The organism is Marinobacter sp. JSM 1782161 (genome assembly GCF_011421605.1).
GTDB lineage: Bacteria > Pseudomonadota > Gammaproteobacteria > Pseudomonadales > Oleiphilaceae > Marinobacter_A > Marinobacter_A bohaiensis.
The window spans coordinates 687,403-708,977 of record NZ_WSSA01000003.1 but is presented as its reverse complement, the minus strand read 5'-3'; the positions used below and the strand labels follow the sequence as shown (position 1 = coordinate 708,977).

Annotated in this window: 20 protein-coding genes; 14 read left to right on the top strand and 6 right to left on the bottom strand. The window is 64.4% G+C overall.

What is annotated here, in order from left to right; genetic code table 11:
- Window positions 1-8: 8 nt before the first annotated feature.
- Window positions 9-1,844, bottom strand: a complete 1,836-nt coding sequence (gene ilvD / locus GQB00_RS16090) for a dihydroxy-acid dehydratase (protein ID WP_111497342.1) — start codon at window positions 1,842-1,844, stop codon at window positions 9-11.
- Between the two features lie 182 nt (window positions 1,845-2,026).
- On the opposite strand from ilvD, the gene GQB00_RS16085 reads away from it, so the two are divergent.
- Window positions 2,027-3,277 (top strand): HDOD domain-containing protein, encoded by a 1,251-nt coding sequence (locus GQB00_RS16085; RefSeq protein ID WP_165857047.1) that lies wholly within the window; start codon window positions 2,027-2,029, stop codon window positions 3,275-3,277.
- 62 nt (window positions 3,278-3,339) lie between these two features.
- Window positions 3,340-3,912, top strand: a complete 573-nt coding sequence (locus GQB00_RS16080) for an LON peptidase substrate-binding domain-containing protein (protein ID WP_111497344.1) — start codon at window positions 3,340-3,342, stop codon at window positions 3,910-3,912.
- 9 nt (window positions 3,913-3,921) lie between these two features.
- Here GQB00_RS16080 and GQB00_RS16075 read toward each other — a convergent pair whose 3' ends face one another.
- From GQB00_RS16075 to GQB00_RS16065, 3 genes are read right to left on the bottom strand one after another with little or no spacing between them, the layout of a single operon-like run.
- A complete protein-coding gene (locus tag GQB00_RS16075; protein WP_111497345.1) occupies window positions 3,922-5,367 on the bottom strand; it encodes a bifunctional DedA family/phosphatase PAP2 family protein in 1,446 nt (481 codons plus the stop codon).
- Window positions 5,364-6,362 carry a GGDEF domain-containing protein gene (locus tag GQB00_RS16070; protein WP_165857046.1) on the bottom strand — a complete coding sequence of 333 codons (999 nt, stop codon included), beginning with the start codon at window positions 6,360-6,362 and terminating at the stop codon, window positions 5,364-5,366. Before GQB00_RS16070 ends, GQB00_RS16075 begins: the two co-directional genes overlap by 4 nt.
- A complete protein-coding gene (locus GQB00_RS16065) occupies window positions 6,355-7,383 on the bottom strand; it encodes a GGDEF domain-containing protein (RefSeq protein WP_228276827.1) in 1,029 nt (342 codons plus the stop codon). The genes GQB00_RS16070 and GQB00_RS16065 overlap by 8 nt, the downstream gene beginning before the upstream one ends.
- A 358-nt stretch (window positions 7,384-7,741) precedes the next feature.
- On the opposite strand from GQB00_RS16065, the gene GQB00_RS16060 reads away from it, so the two are divergent.
- The 11 genes from GQB00_RS16060 to lipB all read left to right on the top strand — a co-directional run bounded on the left by GQB00_RS16060 (window position 7,742) and on the right by lipB (window position 18,048).
- Window positions 7,742-8,998, top strand: a complete 1,257-nt coding sequence (locus GQB00_RS16060) for a glutamate-5-semialdehyde dehydrogenase (protein ID WP_111497347.1) — start codon at window positions 7,742-7,744, stop codon at window positions 8,996-8,998.
- Window positions 8,999-9,005: 7 nt separating this feature from the next.
- Entirely contained in the window at window positions 9,006-9,638 is a 633-nt protein-coding gene (gene nadD / locus GQB00_RS16055; RefSeq protein WP_111497348.1) for a nicotinate-nucleotide adenylyltransferase, read from the top strand.
- 153 nt (window positions 9,639-9,791) lie between these two features.
- Entirely contained in the window at window positions 9,792-10,142 is a 351-nt protein-coding gene (gene rsfS / locus GQB00_RS16050) for a ribosome silencing factor (RefSeq protein WP_111497349.1), read from the top strand.
- 2 nt (window positions 10,143-10,144) lie between these two features.
- Window positions 10,145-10,615 (top strand): 23S rRNA (pseudouridine(1915)-N(3))-methyltransferase RlmH, encoded by a 471-nt coding sequence (rlmH, locus tag GQB00_RS16045; protein ID WP_111497350.1) that lies wholly within the window; start codon window positions 10,145-10,147, stop codon window positions 10,613-10,615.
- Between the two features lie 9 nt (window positions 10,616-10,624).
- Window positions 10,625-12,544, top strand: coding sequence for a penicillin-binding protein 2 (gene mrdA / locus GQB00_RS16040; protein WP_111497351.1), 1,920 nt, complete (start codon window positions 10,625-10,627; stop codon window positions 12,542-12,544).
- Entirely contained in the window at window positions 12,537-13,679 is a 1,143-nt protein-coding gene (rodA, locus tag GQB00_RS16035) for a rod shape-determining protein RodA (protein ID WP_111497352.1), read from the top strand. The genes mrdA and rodA overlap by 8 nt, the downstream gene beginning before the upstream one ends.
- Window positions 13,680-13,816: 137 nt before the next feature.
- On the top strand, window positions 13,817-14,851 hold the full coding sequence (gene mltB, locus GQB00_RS16030) for a lytic murein transglycosylase B (protein ID WP_111497353.1): 1,035 nt from the start codon (window positions 13,817-13,819) through the stop codon (window positions 14,849-14,851).
- Window positions 14,848-15,705: a septal ring lytic transglycosylase RlpA family protein gene (locus tag GQB00_RS16025; protein WP_165857045.1), complete on the top strand. Its 858-nt coding sequence runs from the start codon at window positions 14,848-14,850 to the stop codon at window positions 15,703-15,705. Before mltB ends, GQB00_RS16025 begins: the two co-directional genes overlap by 4 nt.
- Window positions 15,706-15,856: 151 nt before the next feature.
- Window positions 15,857-17,029, top strand: a complete 1,173-nt coding sequence (locus tag GQB00_RS16020) for a D-alanyl-D-alanine carboxypeptidase family protein (RefSeq protein WP_111497355.1) — start codon at window positions 15,857-15,859, stop codon at window positions 17,027-17,029.
- A gap of 67 nt (window positions 17,030-17,096) precedes the next feature.
- Entirely contained in the window at window positions 17,097-17,366 is a 270-nt protein-coding gene (locus tag GQB00_RS16015) for a YbeD family protein (protein WP_165857044.1), read from the top strand.
- 22 nt (window positions 17,367-17,388) lie between these two features.
- Window positions 17,389-18,048, top strand: a complete 660-nt coding sequence (gene lipB, locus GQB00_RS16010; RefSeq protein ID WP_165857129.1) for a lipoyl(octanoyl) transferase LipB — start codon at window positions 17,389-17,391, stop codon at window positions 18,046-18,048.
- A 6-nt stretch (window positions 18,049-18,054) separates the two neighbouring features.
- Here lipB and GQB00_RS16005 read toward each other — a convergent pair whose 3' ends face one another.
- On the bottom strand, window positions 18,055-19,182 hold the full coding sequence (locus tag GQB00_RS16005; protein ID WP_165857043.1) for a GGDEF domain-containing protein: 1,128 nt from the start codon (window positions 19,180-19,182) through the stop codon (window positions 18,055-18,057).
- Between the two features lie 329 nt (window positions 19,183-19,511).
- Between GQB00_RS16005 and GQB00_RS16000 the strand changes: the two genes are divergently transcribed.
- Entirely contained in the window at window positions 19,512-20,933 is a 1,422-nt protein-coding gene (locus GQB00_RS16000) for an ABC1 kinase family protein (protein WP_111497358.1), read from the top strand.
- Between the two features lie 27 nt (window positions 20,934-20,960).
- Here the strand turns inward: GQB00_RS16000 and GQB00_RS15995 are convergent, their stop codons facing one another.
- Window positions 20,961-21,383, bottom strand: coding sequence for a YqaA family protein (locus GQB00_RS15995; RefSeq protein ID WP_111497359.1), 423 nt, complete (start codon window positions 21,381-21,383; stop codon window positions 20,961-20,963).
- Window positions 21,384-21,575 lie beyond the last annotated feature (192 nt).

Sequence of the window (21,575 nt, the reverse complement as noted above, 5' to 3'; positions counted from 1 at the left end):
CCCACCGGTCAGTCCAGTTTTTCCAGATCCCGGACGCCGCCCTTGTCGGCACTGGTGGCCAGCAGGGCATAGGCCTTGAGGGCCCCGGAGACCTTGCGAGGACGTGGTGCAGCCGGTTTCCAGCCCAGCTCGTCGCGGGCGGCGCGACGCTTGTCCATCTCCTGGTCATCGACCAGCACGTTGATGCTGCGCTCCGGGATATTGATGAGAATGGTATCGCCGTCCTCGATCAGGCCGATGGCTCCGCCGGCGCCGGCTTCCGGAGACACGTGGCCGATCGACAGACCGGAGGTGCCGCCGGAGAAGCGTCCGTCGGTCAGCAGGGCGCACTGCTTGCCCAGGCCCTTGGATTTCAGGTAGCTGGTCGGGTAGAGCATTTCCTGCATGCCCGGGCCGCCTTTGGGGCCTTCGTAGCGGATCACCACCACGTCACCGGCCTGGACTTCGTCGTTGAGGATGCCGGCCACGGCGGTGTCCTGACTCTCGAAGACGCGGGCCCGGCCTTCGAATACGTAGATGCTCTCGTCGACACCGGCGGTTTTGACCACGCAGCCGTCCTGGGCGATATTGCCGTAAAGGACTGCCAGACCGCCTTCCAGCGAGAAGGCGTTGTCCAGAGAGTGGATGCAGCCATTGGCGCGGTCGCCGTCCAGAGTGGGCCAGCGCGTGCTCTGGCTGAACGCCTGCTGGGTCGGGATACCGGCCGGACCGGCCTTGAAGAATTCAACCACTGCTTCGGACGGCTGGCGCATGATGTCCCATTCATCCAGGGCGTCGGCCAGCGTGGCGCTGTGGACGGTCGGCACGGCGGTGTTGAGCAGGCCGGCACGGTCCAGCTCACCCAGGATGCCCATGATGCCGCCGGCGCGGTGCACGTCTTCCATATGGTACTGGGGCGAGTTGGGCGCCACCTTGCACAGCTGCGGCACTTTACGCGAGAGCTGGTCGATTTCCGCCAGGGTGAACGGCACCTGGCCCTCCTGTGCGGCGGCCAGCAGGTGCAGAATGGTGTTGGTGGAGCCGCCCATGGCGATGTCCAGGGTCATGGCGTTGTAGAACGCGTCCATGGAAGCGATGCTCAGCGGCAGCACGCTGGCGTCGTCCTGCTCATAGTAGCGGCGGGCGTTCTCGACGATCTGGCGACCGGCCTTGAGGAACAGCTGTTCGCGGTCGGCGTGGGTGGCCAGCATGGAGCCGTTGCCCGGCAGCGACAGGCCGATGGCCTCGGTCAGGCAGTTCATGGAGTTGGCGGTGAACATGCCCGAGCAGGAGCCGCAGGTGGGGCAGGCGCTGCGTTCGTATTCCTCGACTTCCTCGTCGGTGGCGTTGGGATCGGCGGCGATCACCATGGCGTCCACCAGGTCCAGCTTGTGTTCGGACAGCTTGGTCTTCCCGGCTTCCATGGGGCCGCCGGAAACAAAAATGGTGGGGATGTTCAGGCGCATCGCGGCCATCAGCATGCCCGGGGTGATCTTGTCGCAGTTGGAGATACACACCAGTGCGTCGGCGCAGTGGGCGTTGACCATGTATTCCACGGAATCGGCGATGATTTCGCGGGAGGGCAGCGAGTAGAGCATGCCGTCGTGGCCCATGGCGATGCCGTCATCCACGGCGATGGTGTTGAATTCCTTGGCCACGCCGCCGGCTGCTTCGATTTCACGGCAGACCAGTTGCCCAAGATCCTTCAGGTGCACGTGGCCGGGCACAAACTGGGTGAAGGAGTTGGCGACCGCAATAATGGGTTTGTTGAAGTCGTCGTTCTTCATCCCGGTGGCGCGCCAGAGAGCACGGGCACCGGCCATATTGCGACCCGCTGTGGAGGTCTTGGAGCGGTACTGGGGCATGGTCTTCTCTCATCAAGGTGAATTCGGGGATTGCAGAGAATACCAGAAGTCTTCGGCAAGCGGGGTTCGCAGTTGATGTAGGCTTGGCTGGCCCAATCCGTAACCTTTGTTCACAATGTAAAGAATCGACGGTCGCCGCCAATGCCGGGGTGCCGCGTTCTTTTCGTCCAGGAGTTTTGCCGATGCCCGCAGAGGAACTGCTGTCCATCCGACGGCTGCGAGAGTTTCAGCCGCTCGACCGACTGACTGACGACCAACTGATCCTCCTCGCGTCCCGCGGTGAACATCGCCGTCACGGGCCCGGGCAGCGGGTGGCGGAACGCGGTGGCCAGGACGGTCTGGACTATTTCCTGCTGGCCGGTGAGGTGGAGCTGGAAGCGGCGGACGGCCGCACCAACAGCATCGTTGCCGGCAGTGACAAGGCGCGGATGCCGATTGCCCGCTTGCAGCCGCGCATGTACAGCGTCATCGCGGCACGGCCCTGTGAATTCCTGATCATCGAGCAGGATGTGCTGAACCAGTTGCTGCGTGCGGCCCCGGTGCCGGAAGAGGGCGTTGCCGAAGTTGCCGACCACGGCGGTGATGAGGCCCACGATCTGCTGATGGAGTTCTACGCCGAACTGCGCTCCAACAAGCTGGCGCTGCCCAGTGTGCCCGACGTGGCCTGGAAGGTGCGTCGTGCCACGGATCGGGAAGACTCCACCGCCGATGACATTGCCCGCGTGATCAGCGTCGATCCGTCGATTTCCGCCAAGCTGGTCCGGGCCTGCAACAGCCCGCTCTATCGCGGCTTCAACGACGTGCGCACCGTGCGCGATGCCGTGGTGCGGCTGGGGACCAAGACCACGCGCCAACTGGTGACGGTGTTCTCCATGCGGGAAATCTTCAAGACCCAGCGCCCGGAGCTGCAGACGGCCATGGAGCTGCTCTGGGTGCGCTCGCGGGAAGTGGCGGCGTTGAGCTGGGTGCTGGCGGATGCGGTCACCAACCTGGATCCCGAGGAGGCGCTGCTGGCGGGGTTGCTGCACGACATCGGCGCCGTGCCGGTGATCGTGCAGGCCGAGCACCACGTCAATGTGTTCGCCGACAAGACCCTGCTGGAGCGGGTGATCGACGAACTCAAGCCCGATACCGGTGCGGCCCTGCTGGAACGCTGGGAATTTCCCGAGAGTTTCGTGACGGTCGCCCGTCACGCCCAGGACTGGTCCTATCAGCCGTCGCAGGAGGAGCCCCAACTGGTGGATGTGGTGATCCTGGCCAAACTGCACGCGCTGATCCGGGACCGCAACAACCGGCAGCTGCCGCGCTTCGAGTCGGTGCCCGCGTACAGCCGTCTGGGTGAACTGGAGCTGAGTGCGTCACGGAGCCTGCAGATTCTCAACCGGGCGCAGGAACGGGTCGACGAGGTGCAGCGGCTTCTCTCCATCCACTGACACACTTCGCCGTCCATTAACCGGATCGAAGGTTGGACAGGCAACAGGGTAGCGATTCTGTCATGCATGTACCGATTTTTCCGCTGAACTCCATTGTGCTGCCCAAAGGGCGCATTCCGCTTCAGCTTTTCGAGCCCCGCTATATCGACATGCTGACCCGTTGTCTGAAAGACGACCGCGGCTTCGTCATCGTGCTGCTGCGCGAGGGGCTGGAAACCGACACCCTGGCGGCGTTCTACGACATCGGCACCTATGTCCGCATCGTCGACTTCCAGCAGTTGGAGAACGGCCTGTTGGGGATCACCGTGGAGGGCGCTTACAAAGTGGCCGTGCTCAAGAGCTGGCAGGCGCCGGACGGCCTCAACATGGGCGACGTGGAAGGACTGCAGATGGAGGAAGACCTGCCCCTGCCGGACCGGATGACCGAAATGGCGGTGGTGCTCAAGGCGCTGCTGCGCCATCCGGTGGTCAAGGATCTGGAAATGGCCGTTGATTTCGACAACGCCCGGGATGTGGGCTGGCGTCTGACGGAGCTGCTGCCGCTTGAACGCCAGGACAAACAGCGCCTGATGGAACTGCAGGATCCGCTGGAGCGCCTGGACCATCTGCACGACATCCTCGAGGCGCTCGAGTAAGCCGGGAGCTCACCCCGCCAGCGCGTATCGCGCCAGTCCCGCCGGCAGCGCCATCCATACGTACAGGGCTGCCGTCACCGTCATCGCCGCCAGCGCCGTGTTGGCGAGTGGTGTCTGGCGCAGGCGGTGGCGATCATGGCGGCTGTAGCTCACCCGGGCCAGCCCGCAAAGGCTCAGGCCCAGCAGCAGCCCGCCAATCACGTCGGAAAACCAGTGTACGCCCAGGTAGAGGCGGCTCAGGGCGATCATCAGGATCGGCGCGCTGAAGACGCTGTAGACGATCCAGCGCCGTTGTCGAGGCCACTCATGGGCGACAAAGCTGGCCGCCAGGGCCAGCAGGGTCGTGATACCGCTGGCGTGGCCGCTGGGGTACGCGAAGGACGCCGGCGGCAGCGTGACCAGTTCCGGGCGCGGCACCGCGAAGCCGTTCTTCATGGCGGTGGTGACCAGTGTGGCCGCCAGACCGGCGCCGACCCAGTGCAGGGCCGCGGCGGGCATGCCGCGCGTCAGAAAGAAGACGACGACGATCCCGCTCAGCAGGGTCAGCAGAATGGGATCACCCAGCAGTGTCAGGGTAACGGCCAGCGGATCCAGCAGCGGGTGGCGCAGGGCGCTGAAGAACGCCGCCGCCTGGTGGTCCAGAGGTTCCAGCAGCCGGGTTTCCAGGCACAGCAGCGACCAGAGCACGAACAGCGCGAGACTCCCCAGGGTAAGCATGATCGACGCCAGCGGAAATTCCGGGCCTTGCGGCCGCTCGCTGGACAGGGCCTGCCAGACCTGGTTTGCCACCGGGTGGCGCTGCATCATGACCTGCACGCGGCGATAGAGGACGCCGTCGTGGCCCAGCCCCAGTTGCAGCCGGAAGAACACCAGGTAGAGGCCCGTCAGCACGCCCAGACTGGCCGCCATGATCGGGTAGAAGTGGGGAGGCAGCGTCAGGTCCAGTGCCATGGCGCTGCCCACCAGGTAGCCCGGCAACACGAACATGGGCGCCCAGCCCAGGGCCGAGATCAGGTTAAAAGCCAGGAAACGCCGTGCCGGCATCTGGAACGCGCCGGCGATGAGCGGCACCACCGGCCGCAGCGGGCCGACGAAACGGCCAATCACCACGCTCTTGCCGCCGTGCTGCTCGAAGAAGCGGCTGCCGCGATCAAGCATGCGCGGGTAGCGGCTGAATGGCCAGAGGGTGTGCAGGCGGCCCTGGAACTGGCGCCCCAGCCAGAAGCTGACACCGTCGCCGGCAACCGCGCCGGCGGCGGCCCAGCCCAGGGCCTCCAGCAGGGGCATGTTGATCTGGCCCGCCAGCGTCGAGGCAGCCAGCAGGATGGCGATCCCGGGGACCAGGACGCCGGCGATGGCCAGGGATTCCACGAACGAAATGCCGAACAGCGCCGCGGCGAGCCAGGCCGGGTTGTGTCCCAGCCATTCCAGTGCCTGTTGTAACCAGTCCATCATGCTGCGTTGGAGCTTCCTGCAATAAACCAGGCCCGGTCCGAACCGCGACGCTGGGCTTCCCGCATGGCGGCTTCGGCCCGGTCACGCAGGTGGTGGCTGGTGGCGTCCGAGGCATGCCAGGCGGTGCAGCCAAGCGTCGCCGTCAGGCGCCCCACGATCGGCCATTCGGTCTCGCCCAGGGTGCGGCGGACCCGTTCGGCAATGACCCGGACGCCCTCTTCGGGCGTAAACGGCAAGACCAGGAAAAAGTCCCGGTTGTTCAGCGAGTAGAGCGTGTCGCCGGCGCGGATGACGCCGAACAGGGTTTCGGTGATTTCCCGCATCAGTTCGGCGACCGGATCGCGGCCATGCAGCTCCACCGCTTCGTCCAGATGATCCAGGTGGACCTGGATGACCGACAGGGTGTTGCCGGTGGCCTGGGCGCGGGAAATCTCCTTCTGCAGGGTTTCGTCGAGGAAGCGCGCGTTGTGGGCGCCAGTCTGATGATCGGTGATCGACAGGTCTTCCGCCGACTGCGCCATGTGCCGGTAGCGCCAGCTGTAGAATCCGGCCGCGCCGGTCAGCATGACAATACCGCCCAGGGTGATCACCGCCTGGGCCGGCGTGGTGGCCAGGAACAGCCAGAAACCGACGCAGCCCACCAGCGACAGGGTGATGGTCAGGGCCGCCCGCAGCGGCAGGATCAGCAGGTTCAGCAGGATCAGCGCGAGCGTCCAGTGGGACACGTCGGGGTGAGGGCTGGAGAACACGGCGGCCACGGCCAGCAGGTTCATGGCGCTCAGTACCAGGATGTGGCCGGGGGCGAACAGTTGGCGCCGGCGCATCAGCAACGTGTAAGCGGTGCCGGTCACCGAAGCCACCGCCAGTGCCAGCGCCAGGTAGAACAGGTCGTAGAACCCGTAGCGCAGGTTCTGTACCGCCAGGCCCGCCATAAACAGGGCTGTGAGGCTGTAGCCCAGGCTGTGGGTCAGGGTTCGCAGGCGCGTCTCAGTCATCGCTGGGCGCCTCCTGGCCGGTGTCCGGCGCTCCGGCGCCCGACCAGGCGCTGAACGACTGGGTGCGGTTGCCGCCCTGCTGCTGGGCTCGCTGCAGGGCCCGCGCGGCACCCTGTTGCAGGGTTTCGGCGTCGTCACCGATATTCAGGCCGGCCACCCCGGCGCTGACCGTCAGGTCGAGGTCGTGGGATTCCAGCAGCGTACGCAGGCCGCGGCGGATCACTTCGGCGCGGGAGGTGGCCGTTGCCGTGTTGACCCCGGGCAGTACCGCCAGGAACTGCAGGTCGGCCACCCGGTAGTAGCTGTCGAAGTCGCGCAACTGGGAATTCAGGTAGCGTCCGATGCGGGGCAGTATGGCGCGGATGTCCGCCTCCGGAAGCGCGCCGCTGCGATGGATGTCCAAGCCGATCAGGATCACCGCCATCTCGATGCCTTCCCGTTCGCTGCGCTGGATTTCCTTGTGCAGGTCGGCGGACAGGTAGTCGCGGCTGGCGGCCTGGGTCAGCTCATCCGTGCGCCGTAGGGGAGCGAGCTGCCGGCTCTTGTATTCGCGCAGGAATACGAACAGGGTGGAGAGCAGAACGGCCAGCAGCCCGCAGGCGACGAACTGGTGGCGGTCCGGCCCCAGGTCGCTGTCCAGGCCGGCGGCCACCACCAGGGCGAGGTAAGGCACCATCAGCAGGGCGGCCCAGCGCAGCGGCCACAGGCCGAAGGTGGCCAGCGGGTACACGTAGCTCCACTGGGACAGGCCGGGTGCGTTGGTGAGTATCGCCGGCGCCAGCGCCGCCAGGAACAGCAGGTGCAGAACGCGCGCGGTGATCAGCAGGGCGTGTCGGTGGCGGCCGACTTCCGCCCGGTAGCGGCTCCATACGATTCCGGCGCACAGGGCGCTGGCGATCGCGGCGGCAAAAGCCGCCTGCCACAGGCTGAAGGCTGCCAGCAGCACCAGCGCGGTGGCGGCGAACCGGGCAAAGCGGCTGAACAGGAATGTTTCCGCCACATTCGGCATCACGCTCTCCATGACGACATTTCCCGCGGGGCTTGCTTGGCGACGGATCGGCGGCAGGCGGGGGAAATGTTTGGGTGTTCCTTACTTGAAGGGTAAGCCATCCGGGCGTTACCGGCGCTGACTTTTGCCCTGTTGCTCCGAGAGTTTTTCGCAGGAGTTTTCCAGAGGCTCCTTAAACCGGATCGGCCGCCCGCGTATAATAGCGGCAACAACGTATACTGGCATCCGGAGAAAGCACCGGGACGAGACCATGTGAAAACGGCTGCGCCCGCGACGTTACCAGAAGGCCCCCTGGCGCCCTGTTTTCCGGGAATATCGACCGATACGCTTAAATTAGCAAAAGCAAAACAGCAGATGATAGGACCTCTTGATGGATATTTCGGCTTACATGGCAGACGTTGGTCAACAGGCGCGCGCCGCCGCGACCGCCATCGCCCGTTCCAGCACCGCTGACCGCAATGCGGCCCTGCTGGCCATGGCCGAGGCGCTCGACGCCTCCCGCGAGGCGCTGGCTGAGGCCAACCGCAAGGATCTCGAAGCCGGCCGTGCCACTGGCCTGGAGCCGGCGATGCTCGATCGCCTGGAGCTTACTCCGGCGCGCATCGATACCATGATCGAGGGTTTGCGCCAGGTGGCCACCCTGCCGGATCCCATCGGAGAGATCACCGGCCTGAGTTATCGCCCGTCGGGCATCCAGGTGGGCAAGATGCGCGTGCCGCTCGGCGTGGTGGGGATTATCTACGAGTCTCGCCCCAACGTCACCGTCGAGGCGGCCAGTCTGTGCCTGAAATCCGGTAACGCCACCATCCTGCGTGGCGGCTCCGAGTCTCTCGAGTCGAACCAGGCCATCGCCGCCTGCATTGCGCGCGGACTGAGCGAGGCCGGGTTGCCGGAGGAGGCGGTACAGGTGATCAAGACCCGTGACCGCGACGCCGTGGGCAAATTGATCACCATGCCCGAGTACGTTGACGTGATCGTGCCGCGCGGTGGCAAGGGCCTGATCGAGCGCATCAGCCGCGAAGCCCGCGTACCTGTCATCAAGCACCTGGACGGTATCTGCCACGTCTACATCGACAGCCATGCCGATCCGGAAAAGGCGCTGGCGGTGGCGGTGAACGCCAAAACCCAGCGCTACGGTACCTGCAACACCATGGAAACCCTGTTGGTGGACGCGGAAGTGGCGGCGGATATGCTGCCCCTGCTGGCCCGCGACTACGCCGGGAAGGGCGTTGAGCTGCGTGGTTGCGAGCGCACCCGGGACATCCTGCCGGATGTGGCGGCGGCCAGCGAGGAGGACTGGTCCACCGAGTACCTGGCGCCGATTCTGGCGGTGCGTGTGGTGGACGGACTCGACGACGCGATTGCCCACATCAACCGTTACAGCTCCCAGCACACCGACGCTATCGTCACCGAGAACGTGACCCGGGCCCGCCGCTTCCTGACCGAAGTGGATTCCAGCTCGGTCATGGTCAACGCCTCGACCCGCTTCGCCGACGGTTTCGAATATGGCCTGGGGGCCGAGATCGGCATCTCCACCGACAAGATCCACGCTCGCGGTCCCGTGGGGCTGGAGGGCCTCACCTCGCAGAAATACGTGGTGTTCGGCGACGGCCATATCCGGACCTGAGGGCGCTATGAAGGTGATGTATGGCGGGACGTTCGATCCCGTTCACCACGCCCATCTGCGCACCGCGGTGGAGCTGCGGGAACGTTTGCAGGTGGCGGAAGTGCGGCTGGTGCCGTGTCACCTGCCACCGCACCGGGACGAGCCGGGTGCCACGTCGGAGCAGCGTCTGCGGATGCTCGAGGCGGCGGTCGCGGGTGAGCCCGGACTGGTCCTGGACGCCCGCGAGCTGAAGCGCGACGCGCCGTCCTACACGGTCGATACGCTGGCAGAGCTGAGAGACGAGGTGGGCCCCGGCGAGCCGCTGGCGATGGTGGTGGGCACCGACAGTTTCGCCGCCATCGACCGCTGGGACCGTTGGCGCGAGCTGCTTGAGCTGGCCCACATCATCGTCGTCCAGCGCCCGGGCTACGACGTGCCGGAGGATTCGGTGGCGGGCGAGTTGCTGGCGGCCAACCGCGGCACTGACGCCGACAGCCTGCGGGCCTGCCCGGCTGGGCGCGTCTGGGCCGTGAACCTGCCGCTGCTGGACATCTCCGCGACGTCCGTGCGTGCGGCCATCCGCGAGGGGCGTTCGCCGCGTTTTCTGCTGCCGGACCCGGTCTGGCGGTTGATCCGCGAAGAGGGGCTGTACCGGGACTGAGCCCGGCCATCCGGAACTGGTCGAAACGTGACCTGTCCGAGAATTTTGATGGTACAATGCCCGATTCGTCGCCGCTGCCATGGGCAGGGCATTCATCGCCGGCTTCCGCCGGGACCGGCACGTCAGGTGGAAACACCGTCAAACAGGGTACTTATGCAGGCTGAGCAACTGAGAGATACGGTCGTTAACGCATTGGAGGAAGTGAAGGCGCAGGACATCAGTGTGATGGATGTCCGGGACAGAACCAGCGTCACCGACTACATGGTGATCGCATCGGGCACGTCCAATCGGCACGTCCGCTCCCTGGCGGAGTCCGTCATGAACGAGGTGAAATCCAAGGGCGTACGCAACGCCAATGTCGAAGGTGGAGAGAACAGCGACTGGCTGCTGGTGGACCTCGGCGATGTGGTCCTGCATGTGATGATGCCCGCCACCCGCGAATTCTACGATCTGGAACGGCTCTGGCGTGATGCGCCGGGTCTGGGTGCGGCCGGTAGCGAGTAATCATGCGTTTGAAGCTGGTCTGCGTCGGCCAGAAGATGCCGGGCTGGGTGAACGATGGTTATCAGGAATACGCCCGCCGTTTCCCGCCCGACCTGCCGCTGGAGCTGGTGGAGACCCCGCTGGCCCAGCGGGGCAAGAATCCCGATATCCCCCGACTGATGCAAAAGGAAGGCGACGCCCAGTTGGCGGCGCTGGGGCGCAGCGACCGGGTGATAGCCCTGGAAGTCGGCGGTCGGGCCTGGTCGACCGAAAAACTGGCGGACCAGCTGGAGACCTGGCAGATGGACGGTCGTGACGTGGCCTTTCTCGTGGGCGGTCCCGACGGTCTTGCACCCAGCTGCCGGGCGCGGGCCGACCAGCTCTGGTCGCTGTCGCCGTTGACCCTGCCGCATCCGCTGGTGCGCATCCTTTTGGCCGAGCAGCTTTATCGCGCCTGGTCGATTACCCGCAACCATCCATACCACCGCGCATAGGATTCACGCATGCCCTGGGGGGAATTCAAGGACACCGCTGCCGAGCGTCGCCTGTTCCAGCGGCGCGTGCTGGTGGCACTCGTGGTCATGCTTGCGATGCTGGGTATCCTGGTCACGCGCCTGTATTACCTACAGATCCTCAATCACGACAACTTCACCACTCTGTCGGAAAAAAACCGGGTGCAAGTGCAGCCCATGGCGCCGCCGCGTGGGCTCATCTACGACCGCAACGATGTGCTGCTGGCGGAGAATCGCCCCGTGTTCAGCGTGACCGTCGTACCCGAGCGGGTGCCCGACATGGATGCGACCCTGGACCAGCTCCAGCGGATCCTCGACATCTCCGACGAGGACATCGAACGCTTCAACCGGCGCCTGGACGAATACCGTCGGCCGTTCTCGGCTGTCCCCCTGAGCTACGACCTGGATGAAGCCGCCATTGCACGCATGGCGGTCCACCGTTACGAGTTGCCCGGTGTCGAGGTGGAAGCGGAGCTGGTGCGCTACTACCCATACGCTGAGCTGACTTCCCATGCTCTGGGCTATGTCGGCCGCATCAACCGCGATGAGCTACGCAAGCTCGATCCCACCGACTACGCTGGCACCAACTACGTGGGCAAGTCCGGGGTCGAGCGCTTTTATGAAGATGCTCTGCACGGCCAGGTGGGTTACCAGCACGTGGAAACCAATGCCCGGGGCCGGACCCTGCGTGTGCTGGAGCAGCAAAACCCCGTGCCTGGCGACGACCTGCGGCTGCATATGGACATTCGTCTGCAGCGCGAAGCTTTCCACTTGCTGGAGGGGCGCCGTGGCGCCATCGTCGCCATTGAACCCAAGACCGGCGGCGTGCTGGCGCTGGCGAGCGTGCCTGGCTTCGACGCCAACCTGTTCGTGACCGGGATCGGCGTGGAGCAGTACCGGGCGCTGAGCGAGTCCCCCGACAAACCCCTGTTTAACCGGGCCCTGCGCGGTCAGTACCCACCCGGCTCTACCATCAAGCCGATGATGGCGGTGGCCGGACTGGACAGCGATCACACCACCTGGGAGCGGACCATCTGGGATCCGGGCTATTACCAGATTGACGGCAAGGGTCGCCGCTATCGTGACTGGAAGTGGGGCGGTCACGGCTGGGTCGACCTGAAAAGCGCGATTGCCGAGTCGTGCGACACTTACTTCTACGACCTGGGCGAGCGCATGGGCATCGATGTCATGCACGAGTACCTGGACCAGTTCGGTTTTGGCAAGGACACCTCCCTCGACATCAGTGGCGCCCAGGCGGGCCTGCTGCCGTCGTCTCAGTGGAAGCGTGCGGTACGCAACGCGCCCTGGTACCCGGGGGATTCGGTCAACATGAGTATCGGCCAGGGCTTCATGCTGGCCACGCCACTGCAACTGGCTACGGCCACCGCGGTCGTGGCCAATCACGGCACGTGGGCCCAGCCGCGTATGCTCAAGGACGCCATCGGTGCCGAGTCCACGGATGAGGTCATGCCCAAGGAGACGCACCAGGACCTGAACCTCAAGCGCGAACAGGACTGGGATCACGTGGTGGAGTCCATGGAGGCGGTCATGCACGGTCCCCACGGCACCGGCCGAAAAGCGGGCGCGGATGCGGCCTACCGCATTGCCGGTAAGTCCGGCACCGCCCAGGTGTTCAGTCTGGCCGAGGGCGAGGAATACGATGCCGACGAAATCAAGGAGCGCCTGCGCGACCACGCCCTGTTCGTGGCCTTTGCACCGGCCGACGATCCCAAGATCGCGGTGGCGGTGATCGTCGAGAACGGCGGTGGCGGCAGCAGCACCGCCGCGCCGCTGGCCCGCAAGATGATGGATGCCTGGCTGCTGGATATGAACGCCGGGGAAGAGCCGGCGGATACAGACAAGCCAATCGTGGCCGGTCAGTCGGAAGAGGAGTCCCGCAGCGATGGCTGAGCGTGATTTTGTCAGGCACATGCAGGGGCCGAGCCTGCATAACCCGCGCGGTCTGCTCAACCGCATCCACCTGGATCCGATACTGCTGGTGCTGTTGCTGCTCCTGCTCGGCGGCGGCCTGTTCGTGCTGTACAGCGGCGGTGACAGCAGCATGGCCATCGTCGAGTCCCAGGTGGCGCGGATCGGTGTGGCTCTGGTGGTCATGTTCGTGTTCGCGCAGCTGGATCCGTCGGTCTACCGGCGCTGGGCGCCCTGGTTGTACGCGCTGGGCCTGATTGCCCTGGCGGCGGTGCTGCTGGTCGGGGTGGGGGCCAAGGGCGCGCAGCGCTGGCTGGCGCTGCCCGGCCTGCCGCGTTTTCAGCCATCCGAGTTCATGAAGCTGGCGGTGCCGATCATGGCCGCCTGGTATCTGTCCCGCCACTACCTGCCGCCGCGTTTCTCAAGGGTGGCGGTGGCGCTGGCCATCGTTTTCCTGCCGATGATTCTCATCGTTGAACAGCCGGACCTGGGGACGGCGCTGCTGGTGGGCCTTGCGGGCCTGTTCGTGGTGTTTTTCGCCGGCCTGAGCTGGAAACTGCTGGGCGCCTTCTTCGGCATGGCCGGGGTGGCGGCGCCGGTGATGTGGTTCTTCGTCATGCGCGAATACCAGAAACAGCGTGTCCTGACCCTGCTGGACCCGGAAAGCGATCCACTGGGCGCGGGCTGGAACATCATCCAGTCGAAGACCGCGATCGGTTCGGGCGGGCTCATGGGCAAGGGCTGGCTGCAGGGCACCCAGTCGCACCTGGATTTTCTGCCCGAAAGCCACACCGACTTTATTGTGGCGGTGCTGGCCGAAGAGTTCGGCTTTATCGGGGTGGTGGCGCTGATGACCCTGTACTTCCTGATCATCGCCCGCTGCCTCTACATCGCCGTCAACGCTCAGGACTCCTTCGGTCGCCTCGTGGCCGGCGCCCTGACCATGACCTTTTTCATCTATGTCTTCGTCAATATCGGTATGGTTAGCGGTATCCTGCCCATCGTCGGTGTACCCCTGCCGATGGTCAGTTACGGGGGGACTTCCATCGTCACGCTGATGGCGGCGTTCGGGGTCATGATGTCGATTCACACACACCGGCGCATGATCACGGCCTAGGGCGGGGTCCCGGCGTTACCTTTTGTTCATAAGACCGGCCGTCAGTGGCCGGTTTTTCGGGGGCCGTGGTACTCTTTCGCGGCTTCAGGACGGTTGTGAACAGGCCGTCAAAAAACAAGATGTGTCAGGATATTGCGATGAGTGTGGGACAAAGCCGTTGGGGGCGAAAGCTGCGGTATCTCGGGGCTGCAGCGGCGCTGGGATTGGCGATGCCGGCTGCCGCCAGTTATGTGGAGACGCCCGAGGGTCGCGCCTTCGTCGATGACATGGTGCAGCGCTATGCCTTTGATCGTTCCACCCTCGAACGCTGGCTGGGGCTGGCGCAGCAACAGCCTGCCATCCTCGACGCCATCAGCCGCCCCGCTGAACGGACGCTGACCTGGGCTGAGTACCGACGCATCTTTATCAAACCGTCGCGCATCGAAAAGGGGCGGGCGTTTCTCGACCAGTACGCTGATATCTTTGCCCGTGCCGAGCGCGAGCTGGGCGTGTCCCGCTACGTGGTGGCGGCGATTATCGGTGTTGAAACCCAGTACGGTGAGTATGCCGGCCGCTACCGGGTGGTGGATGCCCTGGCCACACTGGCGTTCGATTATCCGCCGCGTTCGTCGTTCTTCCGCGGCCAGCTTGGGGAATTTTTTTTGATGGCTCGGGAACAGGCACTGGATCCGGCCGTCATAAAGGGCTCGTACGCCGGGGCTATGGGGTATGGCCAGTTCATTCCCAGCAGTTACCGGCACTACGCCATCGATTTCGACGGCGACGGCCAGGCCGATATCATCCAGAACCCGGTTGACGCCATCGGCAGCGTTGCCAATTATTTTGCGCGTCACGGCTGGCGCGACGCGGAGGCGGTCGCCGAGCAGGTGACGACGGCGGATTACGCCCCCCGGCTCTACACGGACGGTCTCAAGCCGCGGCTGACGATAGCGGACTACCGGGCCGCCGGGATAGAGCCCCAGGCGGAGCTGGCCGCGGCCACTCGCGCGCGGTTGTTGCGGGTCGAAGCTGAGGCAGGTCAACAGGACTGGCTGACGTACCCCAACTTTTACGTCATCACCCGCTACAATCACAGTCATCTTTACGCCATGGCGGTACTGGAACTTTCCCGGGCCCTGGCGGCCGACGACGGATCGGTTGTCGATCAAGCCGGGACGGGAGGTGACGCATGAGCCGGTCCGTTGGATACTGGGCGTTGGGTATGGTCCTGCCCCTGCTTCTGGCGGGGTGTGCGTCGTCACCGGAGAGCAGCAGCGGTGGGCAATCGTCCTCGCGCTACAGTATCAGCCAGGATCGGGCGCCGTCGGGGGATTTCGATGCCAGCGGGCTGGAAGACGCGGTGCCGCGTTATGAGAAGCCCAGCTCCTATGGCAACAAGTCGCCCTACACGGTCTGGGGCAAGCAGTATACGGTACTGGCGGACGGCAGCGACTACATTGAACGGGGCACTGCGAGCTGGTACGGCGAGAAATTCCACGGGCACAAGACGTCCAACGGCGAAGTGTTCGACATGTACGAGATGACGGCGGCGCACCGCAGTCTGCCGCTGCCCAGCTACGCGCGGGTCACCAACCTGGACAACGGACGCAGTACGATTGTCCGGGTCAACGATCGGGGGCCGTTCCACAGTAGCCGCATCATCGACCTGTCGTACGCGGCCGCCAAAAAACTGGGTTACCAGAAGCAGGGTACGGCGCACGTGGAGGTGGCCGCGATTACGGTGTCGCCGGATGGTAGTATGTCGGTCGCCGGGACTGCGCCGGCAAAGGAATCGGCTCCCGCCACCTCCAGCGCCGGAGAGGGCCTTTTCGTCCAGGTGGCGTCGTTCACCCAGGCGGATTCGGCGCGCCGCCTGTCCGAGCAACTGCGGGCGTTGACCGACACGCCGGTGCGGATATACGCCGCCGGCCAGTACCACCGGGTGCAGGTTGGCCCGTTTGAGCAGCGGTCACTGGCCGAAGAGACCAGTAAACTGATTGAGCAGGACGGACTGGGTCGCCCCATCGTGGTGACCGATCCGCTTTGAGACAGGGCTTGCGGGCCCGGCAGCCGAGACCGCCTGATGCCAGCAGTACCCGACGAGTCGGGGGGTGGCGATTTGCAGGTCCGGGGTGAGCTGCCGAACCAGGAGATGCCCGGATGGGTGTCGTCAATTGATGTACTGACTGAATGGATCCATGGCTAAGAATACGGTTTTCAAGACACTTTTTTGCGCGCTTACCCTGGTATTTGCCTGGGTATCGGCGGCCGCCGCCCAATCACAGCCGGCATTGATTCCGTCACCGCCGCAGATTGCGGCCAGCTCCTACGTGCTGATGGATGCGGACAGTGGCCACATCATCGTTCAGGGGAACAGTGACGAGCGCTTGCCGCCGGCCAGTCTGACCAAGATGATGACCGCTTACATCGTCGAGCGTGAGCTGGATGAGGGGCGCATCTCCATGGCCGACCAGGTTCCCATCAGTGTGCACGCCTGGAAGACCGGCGGCTCGCGGATGTTCGTCAAGGAAGGTTCACAGGTGCCGGTGGAGAAGCTGATCCACGGTGTGATCATTCAGTCCGGTAACGACGCCAGTGTGGCGCTGGCGGAGTTTGTTGCCGGCAGCGAAGGCGCCTTCGCTGACATCATGAACCAGCAGGCGCAGATCCTGGGCATGAAGAATTCCCACTTCATGAACGCCACCGGGCTGCCCCACGAGGAACACTACTCCTCGGCACACGACCTGGCGTTGCTGGCCCGGGCGATCATTCAGGACTACCCCGAGAACTACGAGATCTACTCTCAGAAGTACTACACCTACAACGACATTCGTCAGCCCAATCGCAACAGTCTGCTGTGGCGCGATCCCTCGGTGGATGGTCTGAAGACCGGTCACACCGAAGAGGCGGGTTTCTGTCTGGTGGCCTCGGCCAAACGCAATGACATGCGACTGATTGCCACGGTGATGGGCACGTCCAGTGAGAATGCCCGCGCCCAGGAAGTGCAGAAGCTGCTCAACTATGGCTTCCGCTATTTCGAGACCCAGTCCCTGTTTACGGCCGGGCAATCGCTGAGCGATACCCGCGTTTGGGGTGGCGAGAAGGACAGCGTGAAACTGGGTGTGGCCGACGACGCGGTTGTGACCATCCCCCGTGGCAGCAAGGATTCGCTGGAATCGGTGATGGACATCGATTCGGTCATCAAGGCGCCCATCGAAGCCGGCCAGGAGCTGGGCCAGGTGCGCGTGACCCTTAATGGCCAGGAAATCATGAAGCGGCCCGTCGTGGCGCTGGAAGCTGTACCTGAGGGCGGTTTCTTCAAGCGCATCTGGGACGCCATCAAGTTGTTTTTCGTACAGCTCTTTAACTGAAGTGCGGATGAACCGGCTAACGGGTTAGCCGGGCAAAGCGAAAAGAGAGGTACGAGCGGAGTCAGTCATGAGCGAACAGCAACCCCCGAAAATTGAATTTCCCTGCGATTACGTGATCAAGGTGATCGGTAACGCCGCTCCGGACTTCCGCGACTTCGTCGTGGAAGTGGTGGAAAAGCACGCGCCGGGCCTCGATGAGGCCGATATCACCATCAACGACAGTCGCGAAGGACGTTTCACCTCGGTGCGGATCAAGATCTTTGCCACCGGGGAGCCCCAGCTCAAGGCCCTGTTCGAGGAGCTGAAGGCGAGCGGCCGCGTCCACATGGTGCTGTAAGCGGAGAACGCCTGTGACCACCATGCCCGACGTGATCGTTCGCCAGTTGGGGAGTCAGCCCTACCTGGACACCTGGGAGGCGATGAAAACCTTCACCGCCCAGCGCGGCCCGCAGACGCCGGACGAGCTCTGGTGCCTGGAACATCCCCGGGTCTACACCCAGGGCCAGGCCGGCAAGGCGGAGCACGTGCTGGCGCCGGGGGATATCCCGGTGGTCCAGGTGGACCGGGGCGGCCAGGTGACCTATCACGGCCCCGGCCAGTTGGTGATCTACCTGATGATCGACCTGCACCGCGCCCACTTTGGCGTACGCCACCTGGTGTCCGCCATCGAGGACAGCATCGTCGAGGTGCTCGGCGATCTGGGGATTGACGCGGCGGCCCGACCGGACGCCCCGGGTGTGTATACCGGCGGAACCAAGATCGCGTCCCTGGGTCTGCGTATCCGTCGCGGCTGCTCCTTCCACGGCCTGGCCCTGAACGTCGACATGGACCTGGAACCCTTCCGCCGCATTAACCCCTGCGGCCTGGCCGGGATGGCCATGTCCCAGGTAGTGGACTTTGCGCCGGACAGTTCCGTGGCGTCGGTGTCCGAGGCCCTGGTCGCCAGCCTGGTGCGGCGCCTGGAATTGGGCAACGTGCGGCAGGAAGCGGGCCTGCCCCGGCTCCATGCGGCATCCTGACCCGCTTTACGCGCTGTCCTGAGACGGAACGTTCCCGCTGCACACCTGATTACGCCCGGTGGCCTTGGCCGTATAGAGCGCTTCGTCCGCCCGCTGCAACAGCCGACTGGTGGATTCGGCGCCGTGGATGCTGGCCACGCCGGCGCTGATCGAGGCGGCAACCGGCGTACCATCGAGCTCAATGGATGACGACGCCACCGCCGCACGAATACGTTCAGCCATGTGTGTCGCCTCGTCGACCCGGGTTTCCGGCAGGATCGCCAGGAATTCTTCGCCGCCCCAGCGTGAGACAATATCGATGCGGCGGCAGCCCTCCCTGAGTTTGTCGGCCACCATCACGATCAACGCATCCCCCGCGTGATGGCCGAACGTGTCGTTGATGCCCTTGAACAGATCGATGTCCATCAGGATGACCGAAAACGCCTGCCGGTTGCGCAGGTAGCGCTGATACTCTCCCTCCAGCCGGACCAGGCCCTCGCGGCGGTTGGTCAGGCCGGTCATCACATCGTGTTTGGCCGCGTATTCATGCTCCGCCGCCAGAGTCAGCAGGCTGGCCTTGCTGCGCCGGCGGCTCAGGTCGAGCAGGTAGCAGGAGACCATCTCGAAAGCCAGCACGTTGATCATCATCAGGCGGAAGCTGTCGCTGTAGGGGGTGTTGAACAGGGTATCGCCCAGGGGCGAGAACAGGGCGGCCAGTGCCGTCAGACCCAGGGCACAGCTGAGGATGCCGATACGCGGCGTGCTGATGTAGAAAATGATCGGTGGATAGGCAAACAGCCAGATGATCGCCGAGCCATCCTCCAGCGCCGCCGTGGCGACGTAGACGAAGAGTAGGGCGATCAGCACGATAAACGTCCGGCGGTGCATTGTGGGTCGCCGCAGCACAAGATAGGCCAGCGCATTGAGCAGCAGCAGGCTGGCGGCGGTGACCAGGCTGCCCGTCACCAGCGTGTCACCGCGATCGGCCGCCCGGTAGGCAAAGAACGCGAGCACCGGCAGTGCGCCGATGCTGAGCCAGTTGATCAGACGGGGGACCGGGATCTCCCCTTCGATGCGTCGGCGTCCGGGACCATTGGGCCCATGGCGCCCTGTAGGCCGGGTTTGGAGTGGCTCAGACTTGGATGGTTGGGGCATCATTGCTAGCGTTGTATTTATTGTTGGTCTGACCCGAGCATAGCGCTAATCCCTGATCCGCTCTGTTTTAAAACGTAAACATGACGCCAGCGGCGTCTTATCGTGCTGATGTCGCTTTTGGCGGGTCAGTGAATCAACCGGATAGGACACTAGACGGCAAAGCCACCGGGAATCCATTGGCTCCGGCAACGGCGTTGCGGTGGCACGTCGGTGACCGGTGAGGGCGGTCAGTCACGTATAATCAGTCAGGGCCGGTTCCGGACGCGCGGACATCGGCCGGACGTACCGTCGCACCCGAGTGCGCCATTCAACAGCTTTTGGGCCCCCTGATGACATCCAGGAAATCGCGCTCTTCCGTTTCCCGTATCAAGACCGGCAGTTTCGAGCGCCGGCTGAGCCTGACCCGGGCCGGACTGTTTGCCGGCACCCGAATGGCGACCCACATGGCGACCAACCTGTTCAGCAGTCGGGACAAGCGCGAGGAGCGACATCGCCAGATGTTGTCCAGCCAGGCGCGCTTCCTCGTGGATGAGCTGGGCAAGCTCAAGGGCAGTGTGGTCAAGATCGGCCAGGTCATGGCCCTTTATGGCGAGCACTTCCTGCCGGCGGAGGTCACCGAAGCGCTGCACACACTGGAGGATCAGACCACCTCGCTGGCCTGGCCGTCGGTGGAAAAAGTCCTGGCCAGTGAGCTGGGAGCGGATCGCCTGGCCCAGTTGGAAGTGGATCCCGAGCCCATCGGCGCCGCGTCCCTGGGGCAGGTGCACCGCGCCGTGCGCCGTAGCGACGGCCTGGAGATCGTCTTGAAGATCCAGTACCCCGGCGTGGCCGAGGCGGTGGACAGTGACCTTAACGCCGTGGCGCAGATCCTGAAAGTCGGGCGTTTCGTGTCCATGGGGCCGGAATTCAACGAATGGCTTGAGGAAGTGCGCGCCATGATGCACCGGGAGGTGGATTACGCGCTCGAGGCCCGCACGACGGAACACTTCCGCAAGATGCTGGCGGACGACAACCGATTTGTGGTGCCACGCATCCTGCCGGAATTTTCCACCGCCCGGGTGATGGCCGCGACCTTCGAGTCCGGCTGGCCGGTGAGCTCGGAGACGGTGGCCCAGTTGCCGCTGGAGCGACGCAGCGAGCTGGGGCGCGCGGCCCTGGAGCTGTTCTTCCGGGAACTGTTCGATTGGGGCGAAATGCAGACCGACCCCAACTTCGGCAACTACCGCATCCGCCTTGCGGAGGACTCCGGTGCCGGCGCCGACCAGATCGTGCTGCTGGATTTTGGGGCCGTGCAATCCTACCCCGATGACTTCCTGGAACCGGTGCAGGAGATGATCCAGGCGTCCTACGAGCAGGACCTGGAACGGGTCATCGAGGGCGGAATCCAACTGCATTTCATGAGCGAGGACTGGCCGGAAGACGTACTGCAGCGCTTCGGCGAAGTCTGCATGTCGGTGCTCGAGCCCCTGGCGCCGGCCAATAGCGAATGGCCGGAGCACGCGGTCAATGAGCGGGGCCAGTATCGCTGGAAGCAGAGCGACCTGCCGTCACGTGTGGCGCGGCAGGCGGCCCGGTCTGCTATCAGCCGCTACTTCCGGATTCCGCCCAAGGAATTTGTTTTCCTCAACCGCAAACTGATCGGTGTCTACACCTTCATCGCCGTGCTGCGTTCGGAGTTCAACGGCGAGGAACTGCTGCGTGACTACCTCTATCGCGACGATAGCGACGACGCCAGGAGCCTGGCGGACTGACCGGCCTGGCCGCGCCGGAACGCGCGGTCAGGTAGCCTCGATTACCGCCCAAAGCACCATGGCATAGCGCGCGCCCTTGCCGATGGCCACCAGTACGATGAAGTTGAGCCAGGGCACTTTCATGATGCCGCCGATCACCGTCAGCGCGTCGCCGCCGATCGGTAACCACGCCATCAGCAGCGACCATTGCCCCCAGCGGTTGAAGCGATCCTGGGCCCGCGTCAGCTGTTTCTCGCTCACCGGAAACCAGCGCTTGTGGCGGAAGTGCTCCACCTGCCGCCCGATCCAGCCATTGACCACCGATCCCAGCGTATTGCCCGCCGTGGCGAACAGCCACAGTCCCAGCAGTGAGTAGCCCTGTGTCGCCATCCCGCCCAGCATGACTTCCGAATAAGCCGGCAGGAGCGTGGCCGCCGCGAAGGCGGTGAGGAACAGGTAGAGGTAGGCCAAATCGACTCCGTTGCAATGAAGCGGGCATGTTTCACGGCGGCCGGCGCGGCAGCATGCGTCGGGTGCGATTACACACCGTAGTGGTTCGGCGGCTCGTACGCCACTAAGTTAGGGAGCCTCTGATCAACTCCTTAGCCGCGCATGGTCAAGAAAACGATAGCCGTGCCGATAGTTATAACCATCAGTGTCCGA

What these genes read in the sequence shown, in the direction of transcription:
- ilvD (WP_111497342.1), bottom strand. Translation starts at nt 1,844, where the DNA reads ATGCCCCAGTACCGCTCCAAGACCTCCACAGCGGGTCGCAATATGGCC.
- GQB00_RS16085 (WP_165857047.1), top strand. Translation starts at nt 2,027, where the DNA reads ATGCCCGCAGAGGAACTGCTGTCCATCCGACGGCTGCGAGAGTTTCAG.
- GQB00_RS16080 (WP_111497344.1), top strand. Translation starts at nt 3,340, where the DNA reads ATGCATGTACCGATTTTTCCGCTGAACTCCATTGTGCTGCCCAAAGGG.
- GQB00_RS16075 (WP_111497345.1), bottom strand. Translation starts at nt 5,367, where the DNA reads ATGATGGACTGGTTACAACAGGCACTGGAATGGCTGGGACACAACCCG.
- GQB00_RS16070 (WP_165857046.1), bottom strand. Translation starts at nt 6,362, where the DNA reads ATGACTGAGACGCGCCTGCGAACCCTGACCCACAGCCTGGGCTACAGC.
- GQB00_RS16065 (WP_228276827.1), bottom strand. Translation starts at nt 7,383, where the DNA reads ATGGAGAGCGTGATGCCGAATGTGGCGGAAACATTCCTGTTCAGCCGC.
- GQB00_RS16060 (WP_111497347.1), top strand. Translation starts at nt 7,742, where the DNA reads ATGGATATTTCGGCTTACATGGCAGACGTTGGTCAACAGGCGCGCGCC.
- nadD (WP_111497348.1), top strand. Translation starts at nt 9,006, where the DNA reads ATGAAGGTGATGTATGGCGGGACGTTCGATCCCGTTCACCACGCCCAT.
- rsfS (WP_111497349.1), top strand. Translation starts at nt 9,792, where the DNA reads ATGCAGGCTGAGCAACTGAGAGATACGGTCGTTAACGCATTGGAGGAA.
- rlmH (WP_111497350.1), top strand. Translation starts at nt 10,145, where the DNA reads ATGCGTTTGAAGCTGGTCTGCGTCGGCCAGAAGATGCCGGGCTGGGTG.
- mrdA (WP_111497351.1), top strand. Translation starts at nt 10,625, where the DNA reads ATGCCCTGGGGGGAATTCAAGGACACCGCTGCCGAGCGTCGCCTGTTC.
- rodA (WP_111497352.1), top strand. Translation starts at nt 12,537, where the DNA reads ATGGCTGAGCGTGATTTTGTCAGGCACATGCAGGGGCCGAGCCTGCAT.
- mltB (WP_111497353.1), top strand. Translation starts at nt 13,817, where the DNA reads ATGAGTGTGGGACAAAGCCGTTGGGGGCGAAAGCTGCGGTATCTCGGG.
- GQB00_RS16025 (WP_165857045.1), top strand. Translation starts at nt 14,848, where the DNA reads ATGAGCCGGTCCGTTGGATACTGGGCGTTGGGTATGGTCCTGCCCCTG.
- GQB00_RS16020 (WP_111497355.1), top strand. Translation starts at nt 15,857, where the DNA reads ATGGCTAAGAATACGGTTTTCAAGACACTTTTTTGCGCGCTTACCCTG.
- GQB00_RS16015 (WP_165857044.1), top strand. Translation starts at nt 17,097, where the DNA reads ATGAGCGAACAGCAACCCCCGAAAATTGAATTTCCCTGCGATTACGTG.
- lipB (WP_165857129.1), top strand. Translation starts at nt 17,389, where the DNA reads ATGCCCGACGTGATCGTTCGCCAGTTGGGGAGTCAGCCCTACCTGGAC.
- GQB00_RS16005 (WP_165857043.1), bottom strand. Translation starts at nt 19,182, where the DNA reads ATGCCCCAACCATCCAAGTCTGAGCCACTCCAAACCCGGCCTACAGGG.
- GQB00_RS16000 (WP_111497358.1), top strand. Translation starts at nt 19,512, where the DNA reads ATGACATCCAGGAAATCGCGCTCTTCCGTTTCCCGTATCAAGACCGGC.